This is a genomic window from Ruminococcus sp. Marseille-P6503, assembly GCF_900604945.1.
In the GTDB taxonomy this organism is placed as follows: domain Bacteria; phylum Bacillota; class Clostridia; order Oscillospirales; family Ruminococcaceae; genus FB2012.
Map to the genome: position 1 here is coordinate 1,140,345 of NZ_UWPB01000001.1, position 20,037 is coordinate 1,160,381.

The window sequence follows — 20,037 nt, forward strand, 5'->3', positions numbered from 1 at the left end:
CGCGGCATTATGATAACTTCATAACGGTAAAGTCTATCGCTCATGTGCCGCTGCACGGAAAAGGAGAATAAAATGAAAAGAATTCTTAAATCAGCGCCGTCTTACATAAAAGCGTATATCTGCAACAATGTGCTTTTTTTAACTTTTGTTATGTCGTCGCTGATAAATTCGTTTTTGCTGAGAGCATTTACTGTTAAATTCAGCTATAATCAGATAAAGCCCTTGCTGGCGGATATTGCCGCGGTTTTGTTTATAGGTCTGTTCGCATATTGCTTCAAGCCTAAAAGACGGTTTGTGTATTATATGATATGGACCTGCGTTTTTGCCCTGCTCAGCGCCGGAAATTCTATATACTACACAAATTACAAGTCGTTTATTTCAGTTTCGCTTATTTCCACCGCTTCGCAGCTCGGAGGAGTCATCGACGCGGTAACGGAAAATATCATGGAGCCTAAGGACCTGATCTTCCTGTGGTCGATAATTGCGATGATCGCCGAATACGTTTACATACGCAAAAAGAAGCCGGACTATTTTTCTAAGCTTCAGGAGAAAAAGCTCGGCAAAAAATACGCTCTTGGAACTCTCGCGGTTTCGGTAAGCGTAGCAGGAATTTTTGCCACCACTCTTACCGGCACCGACGTTTCCCGTCTTGCCAAGCAATGGAACAGAGAGTATGTGCTGGGAACTTTCGGTCTTTATACATATCAGATAAGCGATACCGTTTCCTGTATTCACGCAAAGCTTAATATGCTTCTGGGCTTTGACGAGAGCGAGCAGGCGTTTAAGGATTTCTACGACGAAAAGGAGGAGGTTGACAAAACCTCCGACGACAATGCTTACTCTGGTATTTTCAAGGGCAAAAACGTTCTGACGATCCATGCGGAGAGTATCCAGCAGTTTGCCCTCGATACCTATATCAACGGCGAGGAGCTTACTCCCAATTTAAACAAGCTTGCCCGCGAAGGTCTGTATTTTTCCAATTTCTACGCTCAGGAAAGCGTAGGCACAAGCTCTGACAGCGAATTTACATTTTCAACCTCGCTGATGCCGGCTTCAAGCGGAACCGTTGCCATAAATTACTGGGACAGAGATTATACCTCGATCCAGAGTATGCTGGGCGATATGGGCTATTATACCTTCAGTATGCACGGAAACAACGGTTCATACTGGAACAGAATGAACCTGCACAGCTCCCTGGGATACGATAAGTTCTATAATTACTCCACCGATTTCAATATTGATGAAACGATCGGCCTTGGGCTTTCGGATAAATCCTTTTTTAATCAGGCGGTACCTAAAATAAAGGAAATAGCCGAGCAAAACGATAAATATTACGGCACCCTCATTATGCTTACCAATCATACTCCTTTTACCGATATTGAGCGTGTAAGCGATTTTGAGGTGGACTTCAAATATAAGAGATACAACGAAGAAACCGGTCTTTATGAAGAGGTTTCCGCTCCGTTCCTTGAGGGAACAAAGCTGGGAAGCTATTTCAAATCCGTTCATTATGCGGACGAAGCCATAGGTCAGCTTATGGCTGAGCTTGACGAACAGGGATTGCTTGACAATACCGTGATCGTTATCTACGGAGATCATGACGCAAAGGTAAAGGAAGAGGAATACGAGTATTATTACAATTACAATCCCTTTACCGAGGAAACTCTGACTGAGGACGATGAAGGCTACATTCCCGTTGACGACTTCTACTATAACCTTAACAGAAAGGTTCCGTTTATTATCTGGTCAAAGGACGGAGGCTACGAGCCTAAGGAGATCACTCAGGTTATGGGAATGTACGATGTACAGCCGACGCTGGGAAATATGCTCGGCTTTGAAAATAAATACGCGCTCGGTCACGACATTTTCTCAATTGACGAGGACGAAGAAAACATAGTGATCTTCCCTAACGGCAATTTCCTGACGGACACTATTTACTATGACAGCCAGAAGGATAAATACTTTGACATAACCGGCTATGAAAACGTAGCAAAATACGCGTCGTGCAACCAGACATACAAGGATACTCCCAATCCCATATACTCGTATGAGATTCACGGTCTATATAAAACGGCTGCCGATGAAAACTACAGCCGGACAGCCGCGGAAACTCGTACCAACAACGGTATTGTCGATGAAAACTACATTTCTGAGCGTTCCGGCTATGCCGAGGAAAGAATCAATATTTCAAACGCTATTATTTACTATGATATGATAAACAAAACCGACGAGGGCTTCGGCGGCGGAATCAATTCCACCGATATAGACAAAGATAAATTTTCCGTCTTTTCTCCTCCGTCGACAGATGACCGCGACAGGCTATTCGCCGCATAAAAAGACATTTTCAGTTCACTGTAATGCTGAGGTGAGCAAGCTTTCTTCAATGCTGTTTTTCAGGTCGCAGCCATAAAATCAGATAACCGCGTCTTTATATTCTGAAGCGCCGGTATAAAGCTTCCCCGATAAGTGCGCCTTAAAGACTTATCGGGGAATTATTCTGTATTACCGCGGAAATTCCGGCTGTTTTTGCCGACTGATTTAAATTCAGCTGCCTCCCGGACCGTCCTTTCTTTCCCTTTTGTCCGGCTTTGACTTCTGATGGGAGGTCACCCACTGATTATTCCCCGCCGACTTTTTCGCTTCATCATTTTTTTCAGACATATTGATACCTCCTTCCGCAGTTAGTTTTTGCCGCAGGCTGAAAAACTATTCATTGTCATCAGCTGATAAAAATAAAACAAGCCGTTCTGCCGTAACGAACAGGCAGCTCGGCTTGTTTTCAGATAATCTGAATCAGGCGCGGGTCAGATAAGTCTTCTTACAGTGTTGACGCTGTAATATTTAAGATAGGATACCGGCTGTATTTTTATGCCGTCGCGGGAATTCATCGCATGGACCATTTTGTTGTTGCCGATATACATTGCAACATGGCTGTAATTGTTGAGCACAAGTATATCGCCAGGCTTCATACTGTTGACGCTTACGGCTTTTCCCTTCGCCGCCTGTGTTCTTACGCTGTGGGAAATATTCACCCCTATCTGGCTGTAAGCCTGCATTGTGAGTCCGGAGCAGTCGGTCGCTTTAAAGCCTGAACCGCCCCACACATATCTTCCTCCGTCCATGCTGGCGGCATAATCGCTTACAATACGCCGCTTGGCTTCGCTTTCGGAGATACGGTATACCCTTTTGCCTCCGTCAAGCTTAACATATTTGCCTTTATACGCGCCCTCGGTTATTTTTACATATGTGCCGCTGTATACCTTGGCGGAAAGATTGGATATAAGAGTTCCCTTAGCGTTTGAAAGCCTGCATACAACAGACTGGCGTTCCGTTGTTTTGGACGCTTTGACCATTTTTTTGTTTTTTGCATTATAAAGCTGTGTTCCCTTGTCAACGCAGTAATAGGTCTCGGATTTGGTTTTTGCCTTTACGGTCGACGAAAATGAAGAGCTTTTGTTTTTATATACCGCCTTGACCTTTACGCTGTAAACTGTAGATGGTCTGAAATATTTTCCGTTGTGATAAAGACAGATCATGTTATCATCCGACTTTACTTCCGAAAGCCCGACCTTCTTGCTGAGATTATTGCTTACATAAACGTGAAAGACCGTGCCTGATTTATACGAAGAAGCGTTGCTCAGCGTAATTTCAATTTTATCTCCGTATGTAGTTTTAACTTTGATTTTCGGCTTAACGATACCGGAATCAGAAGCCGAGGCCGTAACTGCAAAAAAGCTTGCAGCAAAGCTGCCCTTCGGCAAGGCTGACAATGCGGCAAAAAGCATTGTCACTGTAAGCGCAGCAGCTGTAATTTTTCTGAGTATAATAAATATCATCCTTTCATTCGCGTGTTTGACTCATATTATCAGCGGTTACATCTGCATAATCAATTATATCAGATTTTGCAGCGTTTTACTACTTTTCTGAAATAATTTTGTATCCTTGCCGTAACTTATGTAACCATATTGTAATCTTTTTAGCTTGATTGCACAAACATTTTTCCATATAAATGTAAATTTATATTATTTTTCATTGAATAAACCGCATAACACGGCTATGATCGTGCAAGGTATGTATGATTGCACAAAAAGCTGCTGATAATAAAAATAAAATTTAGTAAAAAAATATTTTGAAACTACTTGACAAAGCCGCAAAAAGAGTATAAACTATAATTAGCACTCAAAGATAATGAGTGCTAACACTCAAAAACAGCAAGTGCTAAACAAACAGGCAGGTGAGAAAGGATGGACGGCCGAAAACTTAAGATACTTACTGCGGTAGTAGAAGAATACCTTGTAACCGGAGAACCGGTCGGGTCGAAAGCCGTTATGTCCTATGTCAGGGCTTCGTCTGCGACAATACGCAACGAAATGGCTGAGCTTGAAAAGCAGGGATATCTTGAGCAGCCGCATACCTCCGCCGGAAGAGTTCCAACTTACCTCGGATACCGCGTTTACGTTGACAATCTTGCGGCTGACAATCCGCTGAGCGAGGAGGAAAAGCAAAGGCTCGACGCAATGCTTCCCAAGGAAGCGGTCACCGAGGACGACCTGGTTCAGTCGGCTTCAATGGCTCTGGCGGAGCTGACCAAATGCGCTACAGTAGTGGCAAACGCGACGCCCAGATTTTCCGTTATCTCCAAGGTCGAGGTAATACCTACCGGAAAGAGAATGTACGTCATTCTGATGATAACCTCCAACGGAACGATAAAAAACAAGGTCTGCCGGCTTGAATTTGACCTTTCTCATGAACAGCTTGAATTTTTTGATAATTATCTTCAGCAGAATCTTCAGGGAGTTCCGCTGGGCGAGATTTCTGAAGAAATGTTTGATAACATAAAAACCGCCATGGGAGCGTATATGATGACGTTGGCTCCCCTGGTTTCGGAGCTTGTAAAGCTATCCGAGGAGCTTGTGGCTCAGGATATTTCGGTTGCCGGCGCGGCAAATCTGCTGACCTGCAAGGAGATCAACCAGAACGAGATCATAAGCTTCCTTGACAATAAACGGGAGATAATGGCTTTTATCAATGAAAGCTTCAGCGGCTTGCAGGTAATGTTTTCTCCCGAAAAGGATGAGTTTGTAATACGCAATTCGTCCATTATTGCGGCTCCTTTCCGAAAGGACGGCAGACAGGCAGGCGCTCTGGGACTTATAGGACCTATGAGGATAGACTACGCGAAGTTTATTCCGTATCTTGAATATTTTTCTCAGCGCATAACCGATCTGATATCCGAAGAAGGTGACGAGTCCGATGAGGAAAAAAACAACTAAGAAAGGCAGGCGTGATAAATTGGCAGATGAAAAGGAAATTCTAGAGAAAGAGGAAAAGGAAACTGACGAAAACGCAAAGGAAACAGCAGAAAAGGAGGATACGGCTGAAAAGGACAAAAAAGACGAGCCTGAAGCAACTGAAAAAAGCGAGGAGGAAAAGCTGAAGGAACAGCTTGACGCCGCCAACGATAAATATCTCAGACTGATGGCGGAGTACGATAACTTCAGAAAGCGTTCGGCAAAGGAAAGGCTTGAAATTACCGATACCGCCAAGGGAAGCGCGATAAGCGAGATACTTCCGGTATTTGATAATTTCGAGAGAGCGCTTGAAGCCGAAACCTCGGATGAAAGCTATAAGCAGGGCGTTGAAATGATTTTCAAGCAATTCGGCGACTGTCTTAAAAAGCTGGGTGTTGAGATCATAGATCCGACCGGAGAAACGTTTGATCCGAATATCGCCAACGCCGTAAATCAGATAGAAGACCCTGAGCTTGGTGAAAACGTGGTAGCGCAGACTTTCCAGAAGGGCTATAAAATCGGAGACAAGGTAATAAGATACGCCATGGTAGTTGTGGCGAATCCGTAGATTCAATAACGCGGTGCTTTGCTTTATCAGAAAGCGGTATAAATAATTAATTTGAAAGGAAGATCATTATGAGCAAAATTATCGGTATAGATTTAGGTACGACAAACTCCTGCGTAGCGGTTATGGAGGGCGGCGAGGCAGTCGTTATCCCCAACAGCGAAGGCGCAAGAACAACACCTTCAGTTGTCGGCGTTTCCAAAAACGGTGACAGGCTTATAGGTCAGGTCGCCAAAAGACAGGCGGTAACGAATTTTGACAACACGGTAATCTCGATCAAAAGGCATATGGGTTCGGATTACAAGGCCAAGATGGGCGGAAAGGAATACACCCCTCAGGAAATCTCGGCTATGATCCTTCAGAAGCTCAAGGCGGACGCCGAGGCGTATCTCGGCGAAAAGGTAACCGAGGCTGTTATTACGGTTCCCGCCTACTTTACCGACGCTCAGAGACAGGCTACAAAGGACGCCGGTCAGATCGCCGGTCTTAACGTAAAAAGAATCATTAACGAGCCTACGGCCGCGGCGCTTTCCTACGGAATCGATAAGGAAGAGGATCAGAAGGTAATGGTTTACGACCTTGGCGGCGGTACGTTCGACGTATCGATCATTGAAATGGGCGACGGCGTAACAGAGGTTCTTGCGACTGCCGGAAACAACCGTCTGGGCGGCGACGACTTCGACCAGAGAATCATCGACTGGATGGTAAGCGAATTCAAAAAGTCGGAGGGCGTTGACCTCTCAGCTGATAAAATGGCTATGCAGAGACTTAAGGAGGCAGCGGAAAAGGCAAAGATAGAGCTTTCCTCCACACCTTCTTCCACTATCAGCCTGCCGTTCATCACAGCCGACGCTACAGGGCCTAAGCACCTCGAAATGACTCTTACACAGGCTAAGTTCAACGAAATGACAGCCGACCTTGTAGAATCGACAATGGGACCAGTCCGTCAGGCGCTGGCGGATTCGGGACTTTCTCCTTCAGACCTCCAGAAGGTTCTTATGGTAGGCGGTTCTTCAAGAATCCCCGCTGTTCAGGAAGCGGTAAAGAAGCATATGGGCAAGGAGCCTTTCAAGGGCATCAACCCTGACGAGTGCGTAGCCCTCGGAGCCGCGTATCAGGGCGGTGTTCTCGGCGGCGACGTAAAGGACGGTCTGCTGCTTCTCGACGTAACTCCCCTGTCGCTGGGTCTGGAAACAATGGGCGGTATCTGCACTAAGATCATTGAGAGAAACACTACGATTCCTACAAAGAAATCCCAGATATTCTCCACTGCGGCAGATAATCAGTCGGCTGTTGACATTAACGTTCTTCAGGGAGAAAGAGAGTTTGCAAAGGATAACAAGCAGCTCGGTATGTTCAGACTTGACGGAATTGCTCCTGCACCGAGAGGAATTCCTCAGATCGAAGTAACCTTTGATATCGACGCAAACGGAATCGTTCACGTTTCCGCAAAGGACCTTGGCACAGGCAAGGAGCAGAACATCACTATAACCTCCTCCACGAATATGTCCAAGGAAGATATAGATAAGGCCGTTAAGGAAGCCGAAGCTTTTGCCGCCGAGGACGCGAAGAAGAAGGACGAGGTTGACGCCAGAAACCAGGCGGATCAGCTCGCGTTCCAGGCTGAGAAGGCTCTCGGAGAGTTCGGAGATAAGGTTCCTGCCGATGAAAAGTCGCAGTGTCAGGCTAAGATCGACGCTCTCAAGGAAGCGCTCAAGGGAACCAGCATTGACGACATCAAGGCTAAGCATAAGGAGCTTGAGGAAACCTTCCAGAAGATCGCTTCAAACGTTTATCAGCAGGCTGCACAGGCTCAGCAGGCGGCAGGCGGTCAGGGCTTTGACCAGAACAATATGGGAGGCGGAGCCGCTCAGAACGGCGGAGCAAATAACGGCGACGATGTAATTGACGCAGAATTTACTGACGCTGAATAATTTGTAATATACGCAGACCGCAGAGTTAGGGTCAATCGGCGGAGATTGGCTTTGCTCTGCGGTTAGGCTGTATATGACTATCAGAATTATCAGTATAAAAATTCCTAATCCAAGGGAGTATGTTATATGGCAGAAAAGCGAGATTATTATGAGGTGCTGGGCGTTTCAAAGGGAGCGTCAGACGATGAAATAAAAAAAGCTTTCCGGAAGCTTGCCAAGCAGTATCATCCCGATCTGCATCCGGACGACAAGGAATGCGAAGCAAAGTTCAAGGAGGTCAACGAAGCCTATGAGGTTTTGTCCGATCCTGATAAGAAAGCCAAATACGATCAGTTCGGCCATGCCGGAGTAGATCCGAATTACGGCGCCGGTCAGGGAGGCGGCTTCGGCGGTTTCAGCGGCTTCGGAGGTTTCGGAGATATGGACGATATTCTCAACTCGTTCTTCGGAGGCTTTGGCGGCTCAAGCCGTTCGTCCAATCCAAACGCTCCCAGACGGGGCGGAGATATTGAGGCAAGCATCGCTATTGATTTTATGGAAGCCTGCACAGGCAAAAAAGCTTCCGTGAGAATAAACAGACTTGAAAGCTGTCCGGAGTGCCACGGAACCGGCGCCGCGGCGGGAACAAGTCCGAAAACCTGCCCCGACTGTCACGGAACAGGTCAGGTAAGGGTATCTCAGCGAACGCCTTTCGGCAATATCGCGTCTACTTCAAGGTGCAGCCGCTGTTCGGGAAGCGGAAAGATCGTTGAAACTCCGTGCCGGGCCTGCTCAGGAAAGGGACAGGTAAGAAAGGCTTCAACCAAGGAAATCGAGATTCCGGCAGGTGTTGACGACGGTCAGACGCTGAGAGTGCAGGGCGGCGGACACGCGGGCATAAACGGAGGACAGAACGGCGATCTGCACGTTCACGTTACAGTCCGCCCCGATCCTATTTTCGAGCGCGACGGCTACGATGTCTGGACGGACATTCCTCTTACTTATACTCAGGCGACTCTCGGAGCGGAAATAGTCGTTCCTACCGTGGACGGTAAGGTAAAATACAACGTTCCGGAAGGCACTCAGACCAACACGGTATTCCGTCTGAGAGGAAAGGGCATCAAAAAGCTTTACCGCTCCGACAGAGGAGATCATTACGTCAGGGTAAACGTGGAAATACCGAAAAATTTAACAAAGGAGCAGAAAAATCTGCTTAAAAAGTTTGACGATTCTCTGTCCAACAAGAATTATCAGAAACGGGAAAGCTTTTTTGACAAGCTGAAGGATAAATTCAAGTAGGCAAAAACAAGCAGGACTGCCGCGCCGTTGGAATCCGGCGCGGCAGTCCTGCTTATTATTTATATAGCTGTATAAAAGCTCGCCGCTGTGCTATAAGCAGCCGCCGTAATTTTCCCTCAGCAAAGAATACATCTTCATATCCAGTACCTTTCCGTTCTTTACCGCATTGCAGCGAAGCGTGCCTTCATACTGAAAGCCCGCTTTTTCCAGCACCCGGCAGGAGCCGGTATTATACGCGAACGGCTCCGCATAGATACGGATAATATCGCTGTGCGAAAAAACATACCGGCATATCTGACGAACGGCTTCAGTCATAACTCCTCTGCCCCAGCATTCCTCCGCAAGATAATATCCAAGCTCAGCCGTTTTGCAGTGTATATTTTCCTGACGGTACGCCGCTATACTTCCCGCCAGTTTGCCGTCAGCGATAACGGCAAACGCGAATATATCGTTTTTGTCCGAGGACAGCATTTCAGTGATAAAAGCCTTTCCGTCCTGTACGGTATACGGAAAAGGTATTCCGTCGCGGAGATTGTCCTGCAGCTTTTTATTTGAAATAATCTCCGCCAGGCTTTCGGCGTCCTCCATAGTCCAATTTCTGAGCTGACAATTCATAAGCAGATATCCCCTTACTAATTACAGATTTTCGCCGTTTTCATTGATTACGCTTCTGTACCAGTACCCTGAATCCTTTACGATCCTGTTCTGTGTTTCATAATCTACATAAACAATACCGAATCTTTCTTTGTATCCGCACGCCCATTCGAAATTATCCAGCAGAGACCACTGAAAATAGCCTCTTATATCAGCTCCGTCTTCCGCCGATTTTTTAAGCTCACGCAGATACCGATTCAGATAATCGGTTCTGTTGGGATCGTGGACCTTTCCGTCCAGGGAAACGCAGTCGTGGGCAGACATTCCGTTTTCGGTAATATAAAGCGGCAGCTTGTACCTGTCGTAATAGAATTTTGTCCCCCAGTAAACAGATTCGGGGATTATATCCCAGCCGATAGCGGTGCGGGGATGTCCCGGACGACAGGAAACCTGCTGCGCGCAGCCGTCCTTGCCGGCTTTTACAAACGAACCGGTGTAAATATTCAGCCCGATGTAATCAATAGGCGCGGATATAAGCTTCATATCCTCATCCGTCGCCTTTGGAAAAACGTCCGCATAATCATTCAGTATCTTCTCCGGATATCTGCCAAATATGATAGGGTCATGCCAGAACGATTGGGAATAGAGGAAATTACCCTTTCCGCAGCTGAAATACGCGCTGCGAGCGGCTTCTATGTCGCAGTCCGCCATCGGAACAAGCGGACTGCTGGCGGAGGTAAAGCCGATCTTAACATCGGGAACGATTTTCCGTAAAGCCCTGACCGCCTTACCGTGCGACTTAAGTACGTTATGGCATATACGCAGCAGGTCCTTATCAGCCAGCCTGTAGCCCGGAGCGTGGCTGCCCTCAGAATATCCGCACCCCGTAAAAACCTGCGGCTCATTAAAGGTTATGAAATTCTTTACTCTGTCTCCGAAGTTTTCCGCAACTATTGACGTATAAAGCTCAAAGCAGTCGGAAATATCGTCGTTCAGCCAGCCGCCTTTAAGATGAAGGGCATAGGGCAGATCCCAGTGATACAAGGTAATATAAGGCTCGATTCCGTACGCTGAAAGCTCGTTGATAAGCGAATTGTAAAAATCTATGCCCTTTTGATTCACCCTGCCGGTACCGTCGGGAAGTAATCTGCTCCATGCGATTGAAAAGCGGTAGGCTTTGATTCCCAGCTCGGACATCAGTTTTACGTCTTCCTTATATCTGTGATAGTGGTCGCAGGCAGTATCGCCCGTACTTTTGTCTGAGATTTTACCCTCGGTATGCGTAAATTCGTCCCATATACTTCTGCCCTTTCCGTCCTTGTCATAAGCGCCCTCGATCTGATAGGAAGCGGTAGCCGCTCCCCACACAAAGTCGTTTCTGAAACTCATAGCTTAACCTTCCTTTCATTATTCATGATAATACTTTTTCCTAACCTTGTCCGTAATAAGCGTTTTCGCCATGCTTACGCAGGTAGTGCCTGTCCAGAAGCTCCTGCTGCATACGTCCCGCCTTGGGGTTGATCTCCATAGCATGGTAATTCATAAACGCTATTTCCTCGAGAACGACCGCATTGTGTACAGCCTCCGCCGCGTTTTTTCCCCACGCAAACGGTCCGTGATTTTTTACAAGCGCCGCGGGAACTGTCATAGGGTCTGTTCCCCTGAACGTTTCAATTATAACGGTTCCCGTTTTCTTCTCATATTCTCCTCCGATTTCCTCGGGAGTCATATCTCTTGTGCAGGGAATCTCGCCGTAGAAATAATCTCCCTGAGTAGTGCCCATAGGTATAATTCCCGCACCCGCCTGTGCAAAGGAAGTCGCCCAGCGGCTGTGGGTGTGTACTATTCCGCCGACGTTCTCAAAGGCTCTGTACAATTCCAGATGAGTGGGAGTATCGCTGGAGGGTCTGTATTTCCCCTCAGCCACCCTTCCTGTGGAAAGCTCTACCGCCACCATATCCTCTGGAGTCAGCACGTCGTATTCAACGCCGGAGGGTTTGATTATCATTATTCCGCTTTCTCTGTCCACCGCCGAAACGTTGCCCCATGTGAAGGTTACCAGATTATATTTAGGAAGCATAATATTCGCCTCAAAGACCTCCCGCTTTAACTGTTCAAGCATTTTAACGTATCCCTCCAAGAATTTTTTCAGCGGCAAGAGCCGCGGTATACCTCTCCAAATATTTTCGGAAGCCTTCTTTTCCTGAGCTTTCAGGATAGACGGTATGCTTTTTCATTGCTGAAAAAACTTCTGAATCAAGCCAGTCAGCAAGACTCTTTTCTTTTCCGCAAACCATATACGCCGCGAGAAGCGCCATTCCCCAGGCTCCGCCCTCACCGGCGGTTTCCATAACCGAAACAGGCGTGTCAAACGCGTCGGCAAGGATCTGCTGAGCAGTGCCTTTTACCTTGAAAAGCCCGCCGTGACCTGTAAACTGCACCGCCGTAACCTGCTCTTTTTCAAAAAGAATATCCATACCGATTTTAAGCGAAGCAAACGCCGAATATATCTGCGCCCTGAAAAAATTCGCAAGACTCATTTTTCCCTCCGGCATTCTGAAATACATCGGTCTACCGTTGTCAACTCCGGCTACAGGTTCGCCGGAAAGAAAGTTATATACGGTAACTCCGCCGCAGTCGGGATCGCCCGTCATTGCGTTTTTATAAAGCATTTCATATAAGGCCGATCTGTCGGTTCTGTTACCGGCAAGCCGCCCGAACTCGCTGAATATCTCCACCCATTCGTCCAGCTCGCAGCAGCAGTTGTTGCAATGCACCATTGCCGCGGGCAAACCGTCGGGAGTCGCAACAATATCGATTTCAGGATATACCGCTCCGCCGGGATTTTTTTCGAGGACAAGCATAGAAAAAATCGAAGTCCCCGCGGAAACGTTTCCCGTTTTTTCCCTGACAGCATTCGCGGCGGTCATACCTGTTCCGGCGTCGCCCTCAGGAGGACAAAGCGGTACTCCCGCCTGAAATACGCCGCTCGGATCAAGAAATTTCGCTCCCTCCGCCGTAAGAACCGCGCCTTTATCTCCGGCAAGCTTTACAGGCGGCAGAATATCTTCAAGCCCGCTTTTAAAACCGTGTTCGGACAGAAGCTTTTCTGTAAGCTCAATAAAGCGCTTATTGTAGCCTTTTCCCTCAACAGGAAAAATTCCGGAAGCCTCTCCTATTCCTACAGCCCTTTCTCCGGTAAGCAGATAATTTATATAGCCCGCAAGTGTTGTGATATGAGCGATTCGCGCAATGTGAGGCTCATTATCCAGCGCCGCCTGATAAAGGTGCGCGATACTCCAGCGCTGGGGAATATTAAAATCAAGCAGTTTTGTCAGCCTTTCAGCCGCCTGCTTTGTAGTGGTATTTCTCCATGTTCTGAACGGCACAAGAAGATTATCATTCTTATCAAAAGCCATATAGCCGTGCATCATTGCGGAAATCCCCATTGCGCCTACGGTCGTAAGCGGAACACCGTATTTTGACATAACGTCCTGTGCAAGAGAAGCAAAACAGCTTCTTATCCCGTTATGGATATCCTCCCGCGAGTATGTCCAATATCCGTTTTCCAGCCGGTTTTCCCACTGATGACTGCCGCTGGCGACAGGTATATAATTCTGGTCGATAAGCGAAGCTTTTATTCTTGTTGAGCCAAGCTCTATGCCCAGATAGGTCTTATCAAGCTCAAGCATATCGTTACCTCCTGAGCTTCGCCAGCGCGTCCAGCATATCAAGCTGCTGCTCAAAGGCGTTAAGCTCTGTTTTTTCGTCAATAACAACAAGCTCTGTGCCGGTCATTTTAGCAAAAAGCCTTATGTCCTCGACAGTCAGAGCCGTTGAAACAACAGCGTGATGCGCTCCGCCGGCATAGATCCATGCCGCGGCGCCTACAGCGAAATCCGGCTTAAGCTTCCACATAACTCTGGCAACAGGCAGCTCAGGCATAGGCTGCGGCTGCTTGACAAGAGTTATTTCCGCGCACACCAGTCTGAAACGATCGCCCATATCAACCATGGAAACCGCAATTCCCTCGCCGGTTATACCGTCGAAAACAAGCCGGGCAGGATCGGATTTTCCGCCGATCCCAAGAGGATGAACCTCAATTTTAGGCTTATCGGCAGCAAAAACAGGCGAAACCTCAAGCATATGCGAAGCAAGCTCTATTTCCTCGTTCTGCGGCAAATCGTAAGTATAGTCCTCCAAAAATCCCGTCGCGCCGCTTCTTCCCTCAGCCATTTTGCAGAGAACCGCGGTAAGGGCGGCAGTCTTATAGTCGCCTTCGGGAGCGAATCCGAATCCCTTAGCCATAATGTTCTGAACCGCAAGCCCCGGCAGCTGATTCAGACCGTGCAGATCCTGAAAGGTATCGGTAAACGCGCTTATATTTTCACGCTCGATAAACCTTTCTATTGCAGCCTCATATTTTGCCTGCTCCCTGACAGCGGCGGCGTTTTCGGTATTAATGACGTATTTCTCGGAATACTCTGACATCTTGCCGTCTATCTCGCCGTCCGTCAGCCCGCTGATAATGTCGCACAAATCGCCGATACCGTAATAATTAACGTTCCAGCCGTATTTTATCTCGCTTTCAACACGATCTCCGTCCGTTACGGCAACATCGCGCATATTGCTGCCGAACATTGCCACCCTCATGCCCCTGCCGAAATCTACGGCTGAAGCCGCCTGTGCAAAGCGGCGTATCTTTTCAATTACGTCGTCGTGCTTATAATAGCCAGAAACGACCTCCCTTTTTATTCCCAGACGGGTGCAGATAAAACCGAACTCGCGGTCTCCGTGAGCGGATTGATTAAGATTCATAAAATCCATATCAATGCTGCCATATGGAAGTCTTTTATTATACTGGGTGTGCAGATGAAGCATAGGCTTGCTCAGCGCCTTCAGCGCCCCTATCCACATTTTGGCGGGAGAAAAGGTGTGCATCCACATAATAACTCCCACGCAGTCCGGATCAGCAGAAGCCTCTGTGCATACGCCAAGCGCCTCCGCGCTGTTTCTCACGACCGGCTGAAAAACAACCTCTGAAACCGAGCGGAGCTTTTCATTAAGATAAGCCGCCATTTCCTTTGAATCCTCCGCTGCCCTGGCTAAGGTCTCCTCGCCGTACAGATCCTGACTCCCCGTAATAAAATAAAGCTTTTTCATTACCGTTTCCCTCCGTTTTCAAAATTTATACCTATATCCGTTATCGCTATTATAACATATATCCTCCGGCTTTTTCAAGACATAACCGCACAAAAACCATGAGCCGGCTTTGTACGGTTTTTCCTGATCACAGTAGCTTTAGCGTATTTTCTGATACTTAATCGTCTTTTTTATTGTCATACTGTTATTCATAAACCGCAGTTATCGCGTTAACTACCGTTTCAGTATACCAGCTGCATTCATCTCGGTTAAAGATACCGAACAGCTCGTTGCCGGAAATATAATATCCGTTATCCCACCAAACACAGGGAATACCGAGGGATTTTGCAGTTGAAAGATAATATGTTACCCATTTTGCAACCTCATCATCATTTCCGAATTTGTTTACCGCGCCGTACTCTGTAATGATCACCGGTATGCCTTTATCAAGAAAAGCTTCCTTCAAATCATAAAACATATTATCAATATCGCTTTCGTGAGAACCATCCCATTCAAAAAGCTCCCAATCCTCTTTAGGGCTGTATGTAAAAGCATACGGCGTGTAAGCGTGAATCGAAAACGCTATATGGTCGTCCTCAGGAACAGCCACATCGTTTATTGCCTGCTTTGCGCTGGAGGACGCAAAGGTCGTCACCAGAAGCAGCCGCTTTTCATTGTTACCGCCTGTGGAGCGCACGGCGTCCACAAAGGTCTGATTAAGCCTGTCGAGACAGCGCCTTCCCTCATCTGTTCCTCCGTTCCATTCATTCGCGCCTCCGACTACTCTGGGTTCGTTAAGACCGTCAAAAATCAAATGATCGCCGTAATCCTTAAAGCGTTGCGCGATCTGCACCCAGAGAGCATAGACCTTTTCGCTTACAGCGTCGATATGCTCATAATCCGGTATGCGCCAGTCCTCCTCGTGGTGAGAGTCAAGAATAACGAACATATCATTGTCAACAGCATAATTGACTACCTCCTGCACCCTGTCCATCCATTCGTCATCAACGGCGTATTCAGGAGCTTCTCCCATATGTCCGCCCCAGGTCACAGGAATCCTGATAGTGTCGAAGCCTCTTGCCGACACCTCGTCTATCATTGCCTTCGTAGTTTTTGGATTGTCCCATGAAGTTTCCGCGTCCAGACCCTCAGCGCTGTCGGCGTCAAAAGAATTTCCAAGATTCCAGCCGGTCTTCATCTCTGCTATAAGCTCTGCGGGAGTAATATCTCTTACCTCGCCCGGTCGGTTCAGATCAACATTTTTTGCGTTCTCTCCTTCCAAAGCTTCCGCCGAGCTCGTACTGGTTTCGGAATCAGGTGAAGCTTCACTTCCGCCGCAGCCTGCAAGACTCCCAAGCGCCAACGTCAGGGCAGTCAAAATAAGTAATATCTTTGCTTTTTTCAATTTGCTCACCTCATTTTTTTCTGAACCTCAGCACATTCCATGAATGTGCCGAAAGCTCGGTTTTACCGCCTGTCTGTTTGTTTGCCGGAACAATATTATCCGGCTTTTCAATAGAATTTACCGCTTTAAGGTCGCTGCAGTTAAGCTCGATATGCTCAAACAAAGCATAGTCCTCAAACCCGATAAACTCGGTATTCAGAACCGCGTCCTCGTCCAGTGAACGATTCACCGCAAAAATGCTGATCTCGCCGTTATCGTTCAATACTGCCGCAGCCGTTACATAAGGCACTCCCTTAATACTTTCCGTATCATAGGTTTCACAGCTAATACCGACATTAAGCGCGGCGCCTCTGCCGAACAGAGAGGCGTGCAGAAACGGATAAAACAGCGTTTGCAGCCAGCAGCCGTTATCCTCGGTCATAATCGGCGCAATCACGTTCACAAGCTGCGCAAGGCAGGCGATCTTGACCCTGTCTGAATTATTGATCAGCGTTATCAGTAAAGTACCCGCCACCAGAGCGTCCTCAAAATTATATATGTCCTCCAGCAGCCGGGGCGCGGCGGTATATCTTTTGACCCGCTTATCCTGCTCAAGGCTGTGAAACCAGATGTTCCACTCGTCAAAGGAAAGGTTTACAGTTTTATCGCTTCCCTTTTCCGCCTTTATTTCATCGCATATCTTGGCAACAGTCTTGATAAATTCATCCATATTCACAGCCTGAGCAAGATATTGCGGCGTATCGTTATCCGGATTTCCATAGTAATTATGCAGCGAAATATAGTCGATATGTTCATAGCACCCGCGCAGGACTGTTCTTTCCCATTCGCCGAAGGTTGCCATATCCTTATTGGAGCTTCCGCAGGCCACAAGCTCTATGGAGGGATCTACCCATTTCATCAGCTTTGCGGCTTCGCAAGCCTTCCGCGCATACTCCGCGGCCGTCTGCGCGCATATCTGCCAGGGACCGTCCATTTCATTTCCAAGACACCACAGCTTTATACCGAACGGCTTTTTAAATCCGTTTCTGCGTCTTAACTGCGCATAGTAGGTATCGGTATCGAGATTGCAGTATTCTACAAGATTCCTGGCTTCGTCGGCTCCCCTTGTTCCAAGGTTTACCGCCATCATGATCTTGGTATTTGCTCGTCTTGCCCATTCCTGAAACTCGTCGATACCAACCTGATTTGTTTCGATGGTCTGCCAGGCAAGATCAAGCTTATGAGGGCGGGACTCCTTCGGACCCGTACCGTCCTCCCAATTATACCCTGAAACGAAATTTCCGCCGGGATACCTTACGATCGGTACGTTAAGCTGCCTTACATAGTCAAGCACGTCCTGTCTGAAACCCATATCATCAGCCGTTTCGTGGCCGGGCTGATATATTCCGCCGTAAACCGCTCTGCCGAGATGCTCAATAAGCGAACCGTAAATCCTGTTATCGATTGCTGAAATAACGCTTTGTCTGTTTACTGTAATTTTTGTTTCCATGTTATCCACTCCCGATTGTAATTATACTTTACAGTTTACATCACAGCGCGGCAAAATACAATAATTTATAATGCAAGAATACTGACATATCCTGCAAATTTCGCAGTCCGGCTTAAACTATCCCATTTAAGCGATTTGCACGATATATCATTGTTTTAGCATTATTTGTTATTGCTTTGACTGTCCGTTTATATTATAATGAATATAAGAAAATAAACGTATAAAATTTAAGGGAGATATGTGCTATGCGGATTACAAACGTTGGATATAATCATTATCACGACGCCGATTTTTTTATCAACCGCCCCGCAGGGTCGGGGGACTATCTGGTGCTGCTGCTGAAAACTCCTGCTGTATTTATGATCGACGGCGTACAGTTCCGCGCCGAAGCTGATTCCGTAATATACTATAATAAAGGAACTCCGCAATTTTATAAAGCTGACGGCGCTCAGTTCGGCAACGACTGGTTTCATTTCCTTCCAGATAACGAAATGGACGAAAGGTTTCTTGCCGCTCTGGATATACCTTTCGATAAAATAATCAAGCTTGACAGCGTCGCGGAGCTTTCTGTTTTCATCAACATGATGTGTTACGAAAATTATTCCGCGAATTTATTCAAAGCGGATTCTGTAGATCTGCTTGTCAAGCTGTTTTTTATCAAGCTCAGCGAAAAAATGAATACGTCGGCAAACAAGGATCTGGCAACATGGCATAAAAAATTATCCATACTGCGTACAAAAATTTACAATATGCCGTCCCACAACTGGAATATAGACGGTCTTGCCCATGAGGTGACTGCCAGCCGTTCATCCTTTCAGCATATGTATAAGAAAACATTCGGCACAACTCCTATGAACGATGTTGTAACCAGCCGTATTGAACACGCCAAATATCTTCTCTCTTCAACCGACTATACCATCACATACATTGCGCAGATGTGCGGCTATTCTTCAGATACGCATTTTATGCGTCAGTTTAAAAATAAAACCGGTATGACTCCTTCCGCATACCGAATTGAAAAACTTAATGAAAAGAGGTAAACCGAAATGAAAAAATTTGCAGGATTTGAAAAGGGCGTAAATCTTGGCGGCTGGCTGTCTCAGGGAACCTATGATAAGAAACATCTCGACAGCTTTATCAGCGAGGACGATTTCAAAGTAATTGCCGCTTGGGGCGTCGATCATGTGCGTATACCGGTCGATTACAATATTCTGGAAACCGAAGACGGAAAAATAATTGAAAGCGGCTTTGAATATATTCAGAAAGCGATAGATATGTGTGAAAAAAACAATCTTAATATGATCCTTGATCTGCACAAAACCATAGGCTTTTCATTTCATCCGGGGTATAACGAAAACGGCTTATTTGAAAGCAAAGCTTTGCAGGAAAGATTTTATACTCTTTGGGAGCGGCTCGCGCGCCGCTTCGGCAGATATTCTGAAAACGTTGCGTTTGAAATTCTCAACGAAGTCACTGACAAGGAATACAGCGACGAGTGGAACAGAATAAGCGCCGCCGCGATCAAAAAAATACGGCTCTATGCGCCTCAAACTAAAATTCTTCTGGGCGGCTATTGGAACAATTCTGTTGACGCTCTTGCAGATCTGGCGCCGCCCTATGATGAAAATGTCGTATATACCTTTCATTGCTACGATCCGTTCCTGTTTACTCATCAGGCGGCATACTGGCTTGACAATATGCCTGACGAACTGCGTATCTCTTATCCCGGTAATATTTCGGATTACCGCAGAACAATGAAAGAAATTGGTTTGGACTATATTCAGGATTACCTCGACGTTTCCGACAGCGGATTTGACGCTTCTTACTTTGAAAAACGTTTTGAAACCGCGGTAAGAATATGTGAGGAACGCGGAACCTCCCTTTACTGCGGAGAGTACGGCGTAATCAACAACAGCGAGCCTGAGGACGCTTTGAAATGGTTCGAGGATATCCATTCGGCGTTTGAAAAGCTTGGAATCTCACGCGCCGCCTGGACCTACAAAAAGGTTGACTTCGGACTCAGCGATGAACATATGAAATCAGTAATAGACAAGCTCATAACTCTACTATAATAATGATAACTTCCTTTCATGCAGTACTGCAAAAAACTGCGATACTGCATAATTAATAAATTTCCTCCTTAATTTATCCGGCAGAGAACTGTGTTTTCTGCCGGATTATTTTATGTAAAGACTTAAAAACAAAAGCACAAAACGTTAGTGTTTTTGCATTTTATCCTATTGTCCGAAAATATAAAATTGTCTATAATTTAATAAAGAACCGATATGAAAACGGAATATCGGTCAGTATATCAGAACCAGCAAAAAAACATCGTATTG

At 46.6% G+C, this 20,037-nt stretch carries 15 protein-coding genes; 7 read left to right on the forward strand and 8 right to left on the reverse strand.

The features are described from left to right. The first annotated feature begins 72 nt into the window (after positions 1-72). Entirely contained in the window at positions 73-2,334 is a 2,262-nt protein-coding gene (locus EIH25_RS05305; RefSeq protein WP_124099282.1) for an LTA synthase family protein, read from the forward strand. A gap of 470 nt (positions 2,335-2,804) precedes the next feature. Here EIH25_RS05305 and EIH25_RS05310 read toward each other — a convergent pair whose 3' ends face one another. Beyond that, positions 2,805-3,836, reverse strand: coding sequence for a C40 family peptidase (locus tag EIH25_RS05310; RefSeq protein WP_124099284.1), 1,032 nt, complete (start codon positions 3,834-3,836; stop codon positions 2,805-2,807). Between the two features lie 408 nt (positions 3,837-4,244). Here EIH25_RS05310 and hrcA point away from each other — a divergent pair, with 408 nt between their 5' ends. The 4 genes from hrcA (at position 4,245) to dnaJ (ending at position 9,068) form a co-directional block, all read left to right on the forward strand. Then, the gene (gene hrcA / locus EIH25_RS05315) at positions 4,245-5,273 is read left to right on the forward strand and encodes a heat-inducible transcriptional repressor HrcA (protein ID WP_124099286.1); all 1,029 of its coding nucleotides are present in this window, start codon (positions 4,245-4,247) and stop codon (positions 5,271-5,273) included. After that, complete coding sequence (grpE, locus tag EIH25_RS05320) at positions 5,254-5,859, forward strand: nucleotide exchange factor GrpE (protein ID WP_124099288.1); 606 nt, start codon at positions 5,254-5,256, stop codon at positions 5,857-5,859. Before hrcA ends, grpE begins: the two co-directional genes overlap by 20 nt. A 68-nt stretch (positions 5,860-5,927) precedes the next feature. Beyond that, positions 5,928-7,790, forward strand: a complete 1,863-nt coding sequence (gene dnaK, locus EIH25_RS05325) for a molecular chaperone DnaK (RefSeq protein ID WP_124099290.1) — start codon at positions 5,928-5,930, stop codon at positions 7,788-7,790. 126 nt (positions 7,791-7,916) lie between these two features. Further along, positions 7,917-9,068, forward strand: a complete 1,152-nt coding sequence (dnaJ, locus tag EIH25_RS05330; protein ID WP_124099292.1) for a molecular chaperone DnaJ — start codon at positions 7,917-7,919, stop codon at positions 9,066-9,068. Positions 9,069-9,158: 90 nt separating this feature from the next. Here dnaJ and EIH25_RS05335 read toward each other — a convergent pair whose 3' ends face one another. The 7 genes from EIH25_RS05335 to EIH25_RS05365 all read right to left on the reverse strand — a co-directional run bounded on the left by EIH25_RS05335 (position 9,159) and on the right by EIH25_RS05365 (position 17,698). Further along, positions 9,159-9,683: a GNAT family protein gene (locus EIH25_RS05335; RefSeq protein ID WP_124099294.1), complete on the reverse strand. Its 525-nt coding sequence runs from the start codon at positions 9,681-9,683 to the stop codon at positions 9,159-9,161. 21 nt (positions 9,684-9,704) lie between these two features. Continuing rightward, positions 9,705-11,051 (reverse strand): GH1 family beta-glucosidase, encoded by a 1,347-nt coding sequence (locus tag EIH25_RS05340; protein ID WP_124099296.1) that lies wholly within the window; start codon positions 11,049-11,051, stop codon positions 9,705-9,707. 40 nt (positions 11,052-11,091) lie between these two features. Continuing rightward, complete coding sequence (araD, locus tag EIH25_RS05345) at positions 11,092-11,784, reverse strand: L-ribulose-5-phosphate 4-epimerase (protein ID WP_124099298.1); 693 nt, start codon at positions 11,782-11,784, stop codon at positions 11,092-11,094. 1 nt (position 11,785) lies between these two features. Then, positions 11,786-13,354 (reverse strand): FGGY-family carbohydrate kinase, encoded by a 1,569-nt coding sequence (locus EIH25_RS05350; RefSeq protein ID WP_124099300.1) that lies wholly within the window; start codon positions 13,352-13,354, stop codon positions 11,786-11,788. Between the two features lie 4 nt (positions 13,355-13,358). Further along, the gene (araA, locus tag EIH25_RS05355) at positions 13,359-14,825 is read right to left on the reverse strand and encodes an L-arabinose isomerase (RefSeq protein ID WP_124099302.1); all 1,467 of its coding nucleotides are present in this window, start codon (positions 14,823-14,825) and stop codon (positions 13,359-13,361) included. A 184-nt stretch (positions 14,826-15,009) separates the two neighbouring features. Beyond that, entirely contained in the window at positions 15,010-16,209 is a 1,200-nt protein-coding gene (locus EIH25_RS05360) for a glycoside hydrolase family 5 protein (protein ID WP_243113088.1), read from the reverse strand. A 10-nt stretch (positions 16,210-16,219) separates the two neighbouring features. Then, positions 16,220-17,698 (reverse strand): alpha-N-arabinofuranosidase, encoded by a 1,479-nt coding sequence (locus tag EIH25_RS05365; protein ID WP_124099304.1) that lies wholly within the window; start codon positions 17,696-17,698, stop codon positions 16,220-16,222. Between the two features lie 245 nt (positions 17,699-17,943). Between EIH25_RS05365 and EIH25_RS05370 the strand changes: the two genes are divergently transcribed. Next, positions 17,944-18,738 (forward strand): AraC family transcriptional regulator, encoded by a 795-nt coding sequence (locus tag EIH25_RS05370; RefSeq protein WP_124099306.1) that lies wholly within the window; start codon positions 17,944-17,946, stop codon positions 18,736-18,738. 6 nt (positions 18,739-18,744) lie between these two features. After that, a complete protein-coding gene (locus EIH25_RS05375) occupies positions 18,745-19,770 on the forward strand; it encodes a cellulase family glycosylhydrolase (RefSeq protein WP_124099308.1) in 1,026 nt (341 codons plus the stop codon). The last annotated feature ends 267 nt before the right edge of the window (positions 19,771-20,037 follow it).

Coding starts and splice junctions, on each gene's coding strand:
- EIH25_RS05305 (WP_124099282.1), top strand. CDS start 73: ATGAAAAGAATTCTTAAATCAGCGCCGTCTTACATAAAAGCGTATATC.
- EIH25_RS05310 (WP_124099284.1), bottom strand. CDS start 3,836: ATGATATTTATTATACTCAGAAAAATTACAGCTGCTGCGCTTACAGTG.
- hrcA (WP_124099286.1), top strand. CDS start 4,245: ATGGACGGCCGAAAACTTAAGATACTTACTGCGGTAGTAGAAGAATAC.
- grpE (WP_124099288.1), top strand. CDS start 5,254: ATGAGGAAAAAAACAACTAAGAAAGGCAGGCGTGATAAATTGGCAGAT.
- dnaK (WP_124099290.1), top strand. CDS start 5,928: ATGAGCAAAATTATCGGTATAGATTTAGGTACGACAAACTCCTGCGTA.
- dnaJ (WP_124099292.1), top strand. CDS start 7,917: ATGGCAGAAAAGCGAGATTATTATGAGGTGCTGGGCGTTTCAAAGGGA.
- EIH25_RS05335 (WP_124099294.1), bottom strand. CDS start 9,683: ATGAATTGTCAGCTCAGAAATTGGACTATGGAGGACGCCGAAAGCCTG.
- EIH25_RS05340 (WP_124099296.1), bottom strand. CDS start 11,051: ATGAGTTTCAGAAACGACTTTGTGTGGGGAGCGGCTACCGCTTCCTAT.
- araD (WP_124099298.1), bottom strand. CDS start 11,784: ATGCTTGAACAGTTAAAGCGGGAGGTCTTTGAGGCGAATATTATGCTT.
- EIH25_RS05350 (WP_124099300.1), bottom strand. CDS start 13,354: ATGCTTGAGCTTGATAAGACCTATCTGGGCATAGAGCTTGGCTCAACA.
- araA (WP_124099302.1), bottom strand. CDS start 14,825: ATGAAAAAGCTTTATTTTATTACGGGGAGTCAGGATCTGTACGGCGAG.
- EIH25_RS05365 (WP_124099304.1), bottom strand. CDS start 17,698: ATGGAAACAAAAATTACAGTAAACAGACAAAGCGTTATTTCAGCAATC.
- EIH25_RS05370 (WP_124099306.1), top strand. CDS start 17,944: ATGCGGATTACAAACGTTGGATATAATCATTATCACGACGCCGATTTT.
- EIH25_RS05375 (WP_124099308.1), top strand. CDS start 18,745: ATGAAAAAATTTGCAGGATTTGAAAAGGGCGTAAATCTTGGCGGCTGG.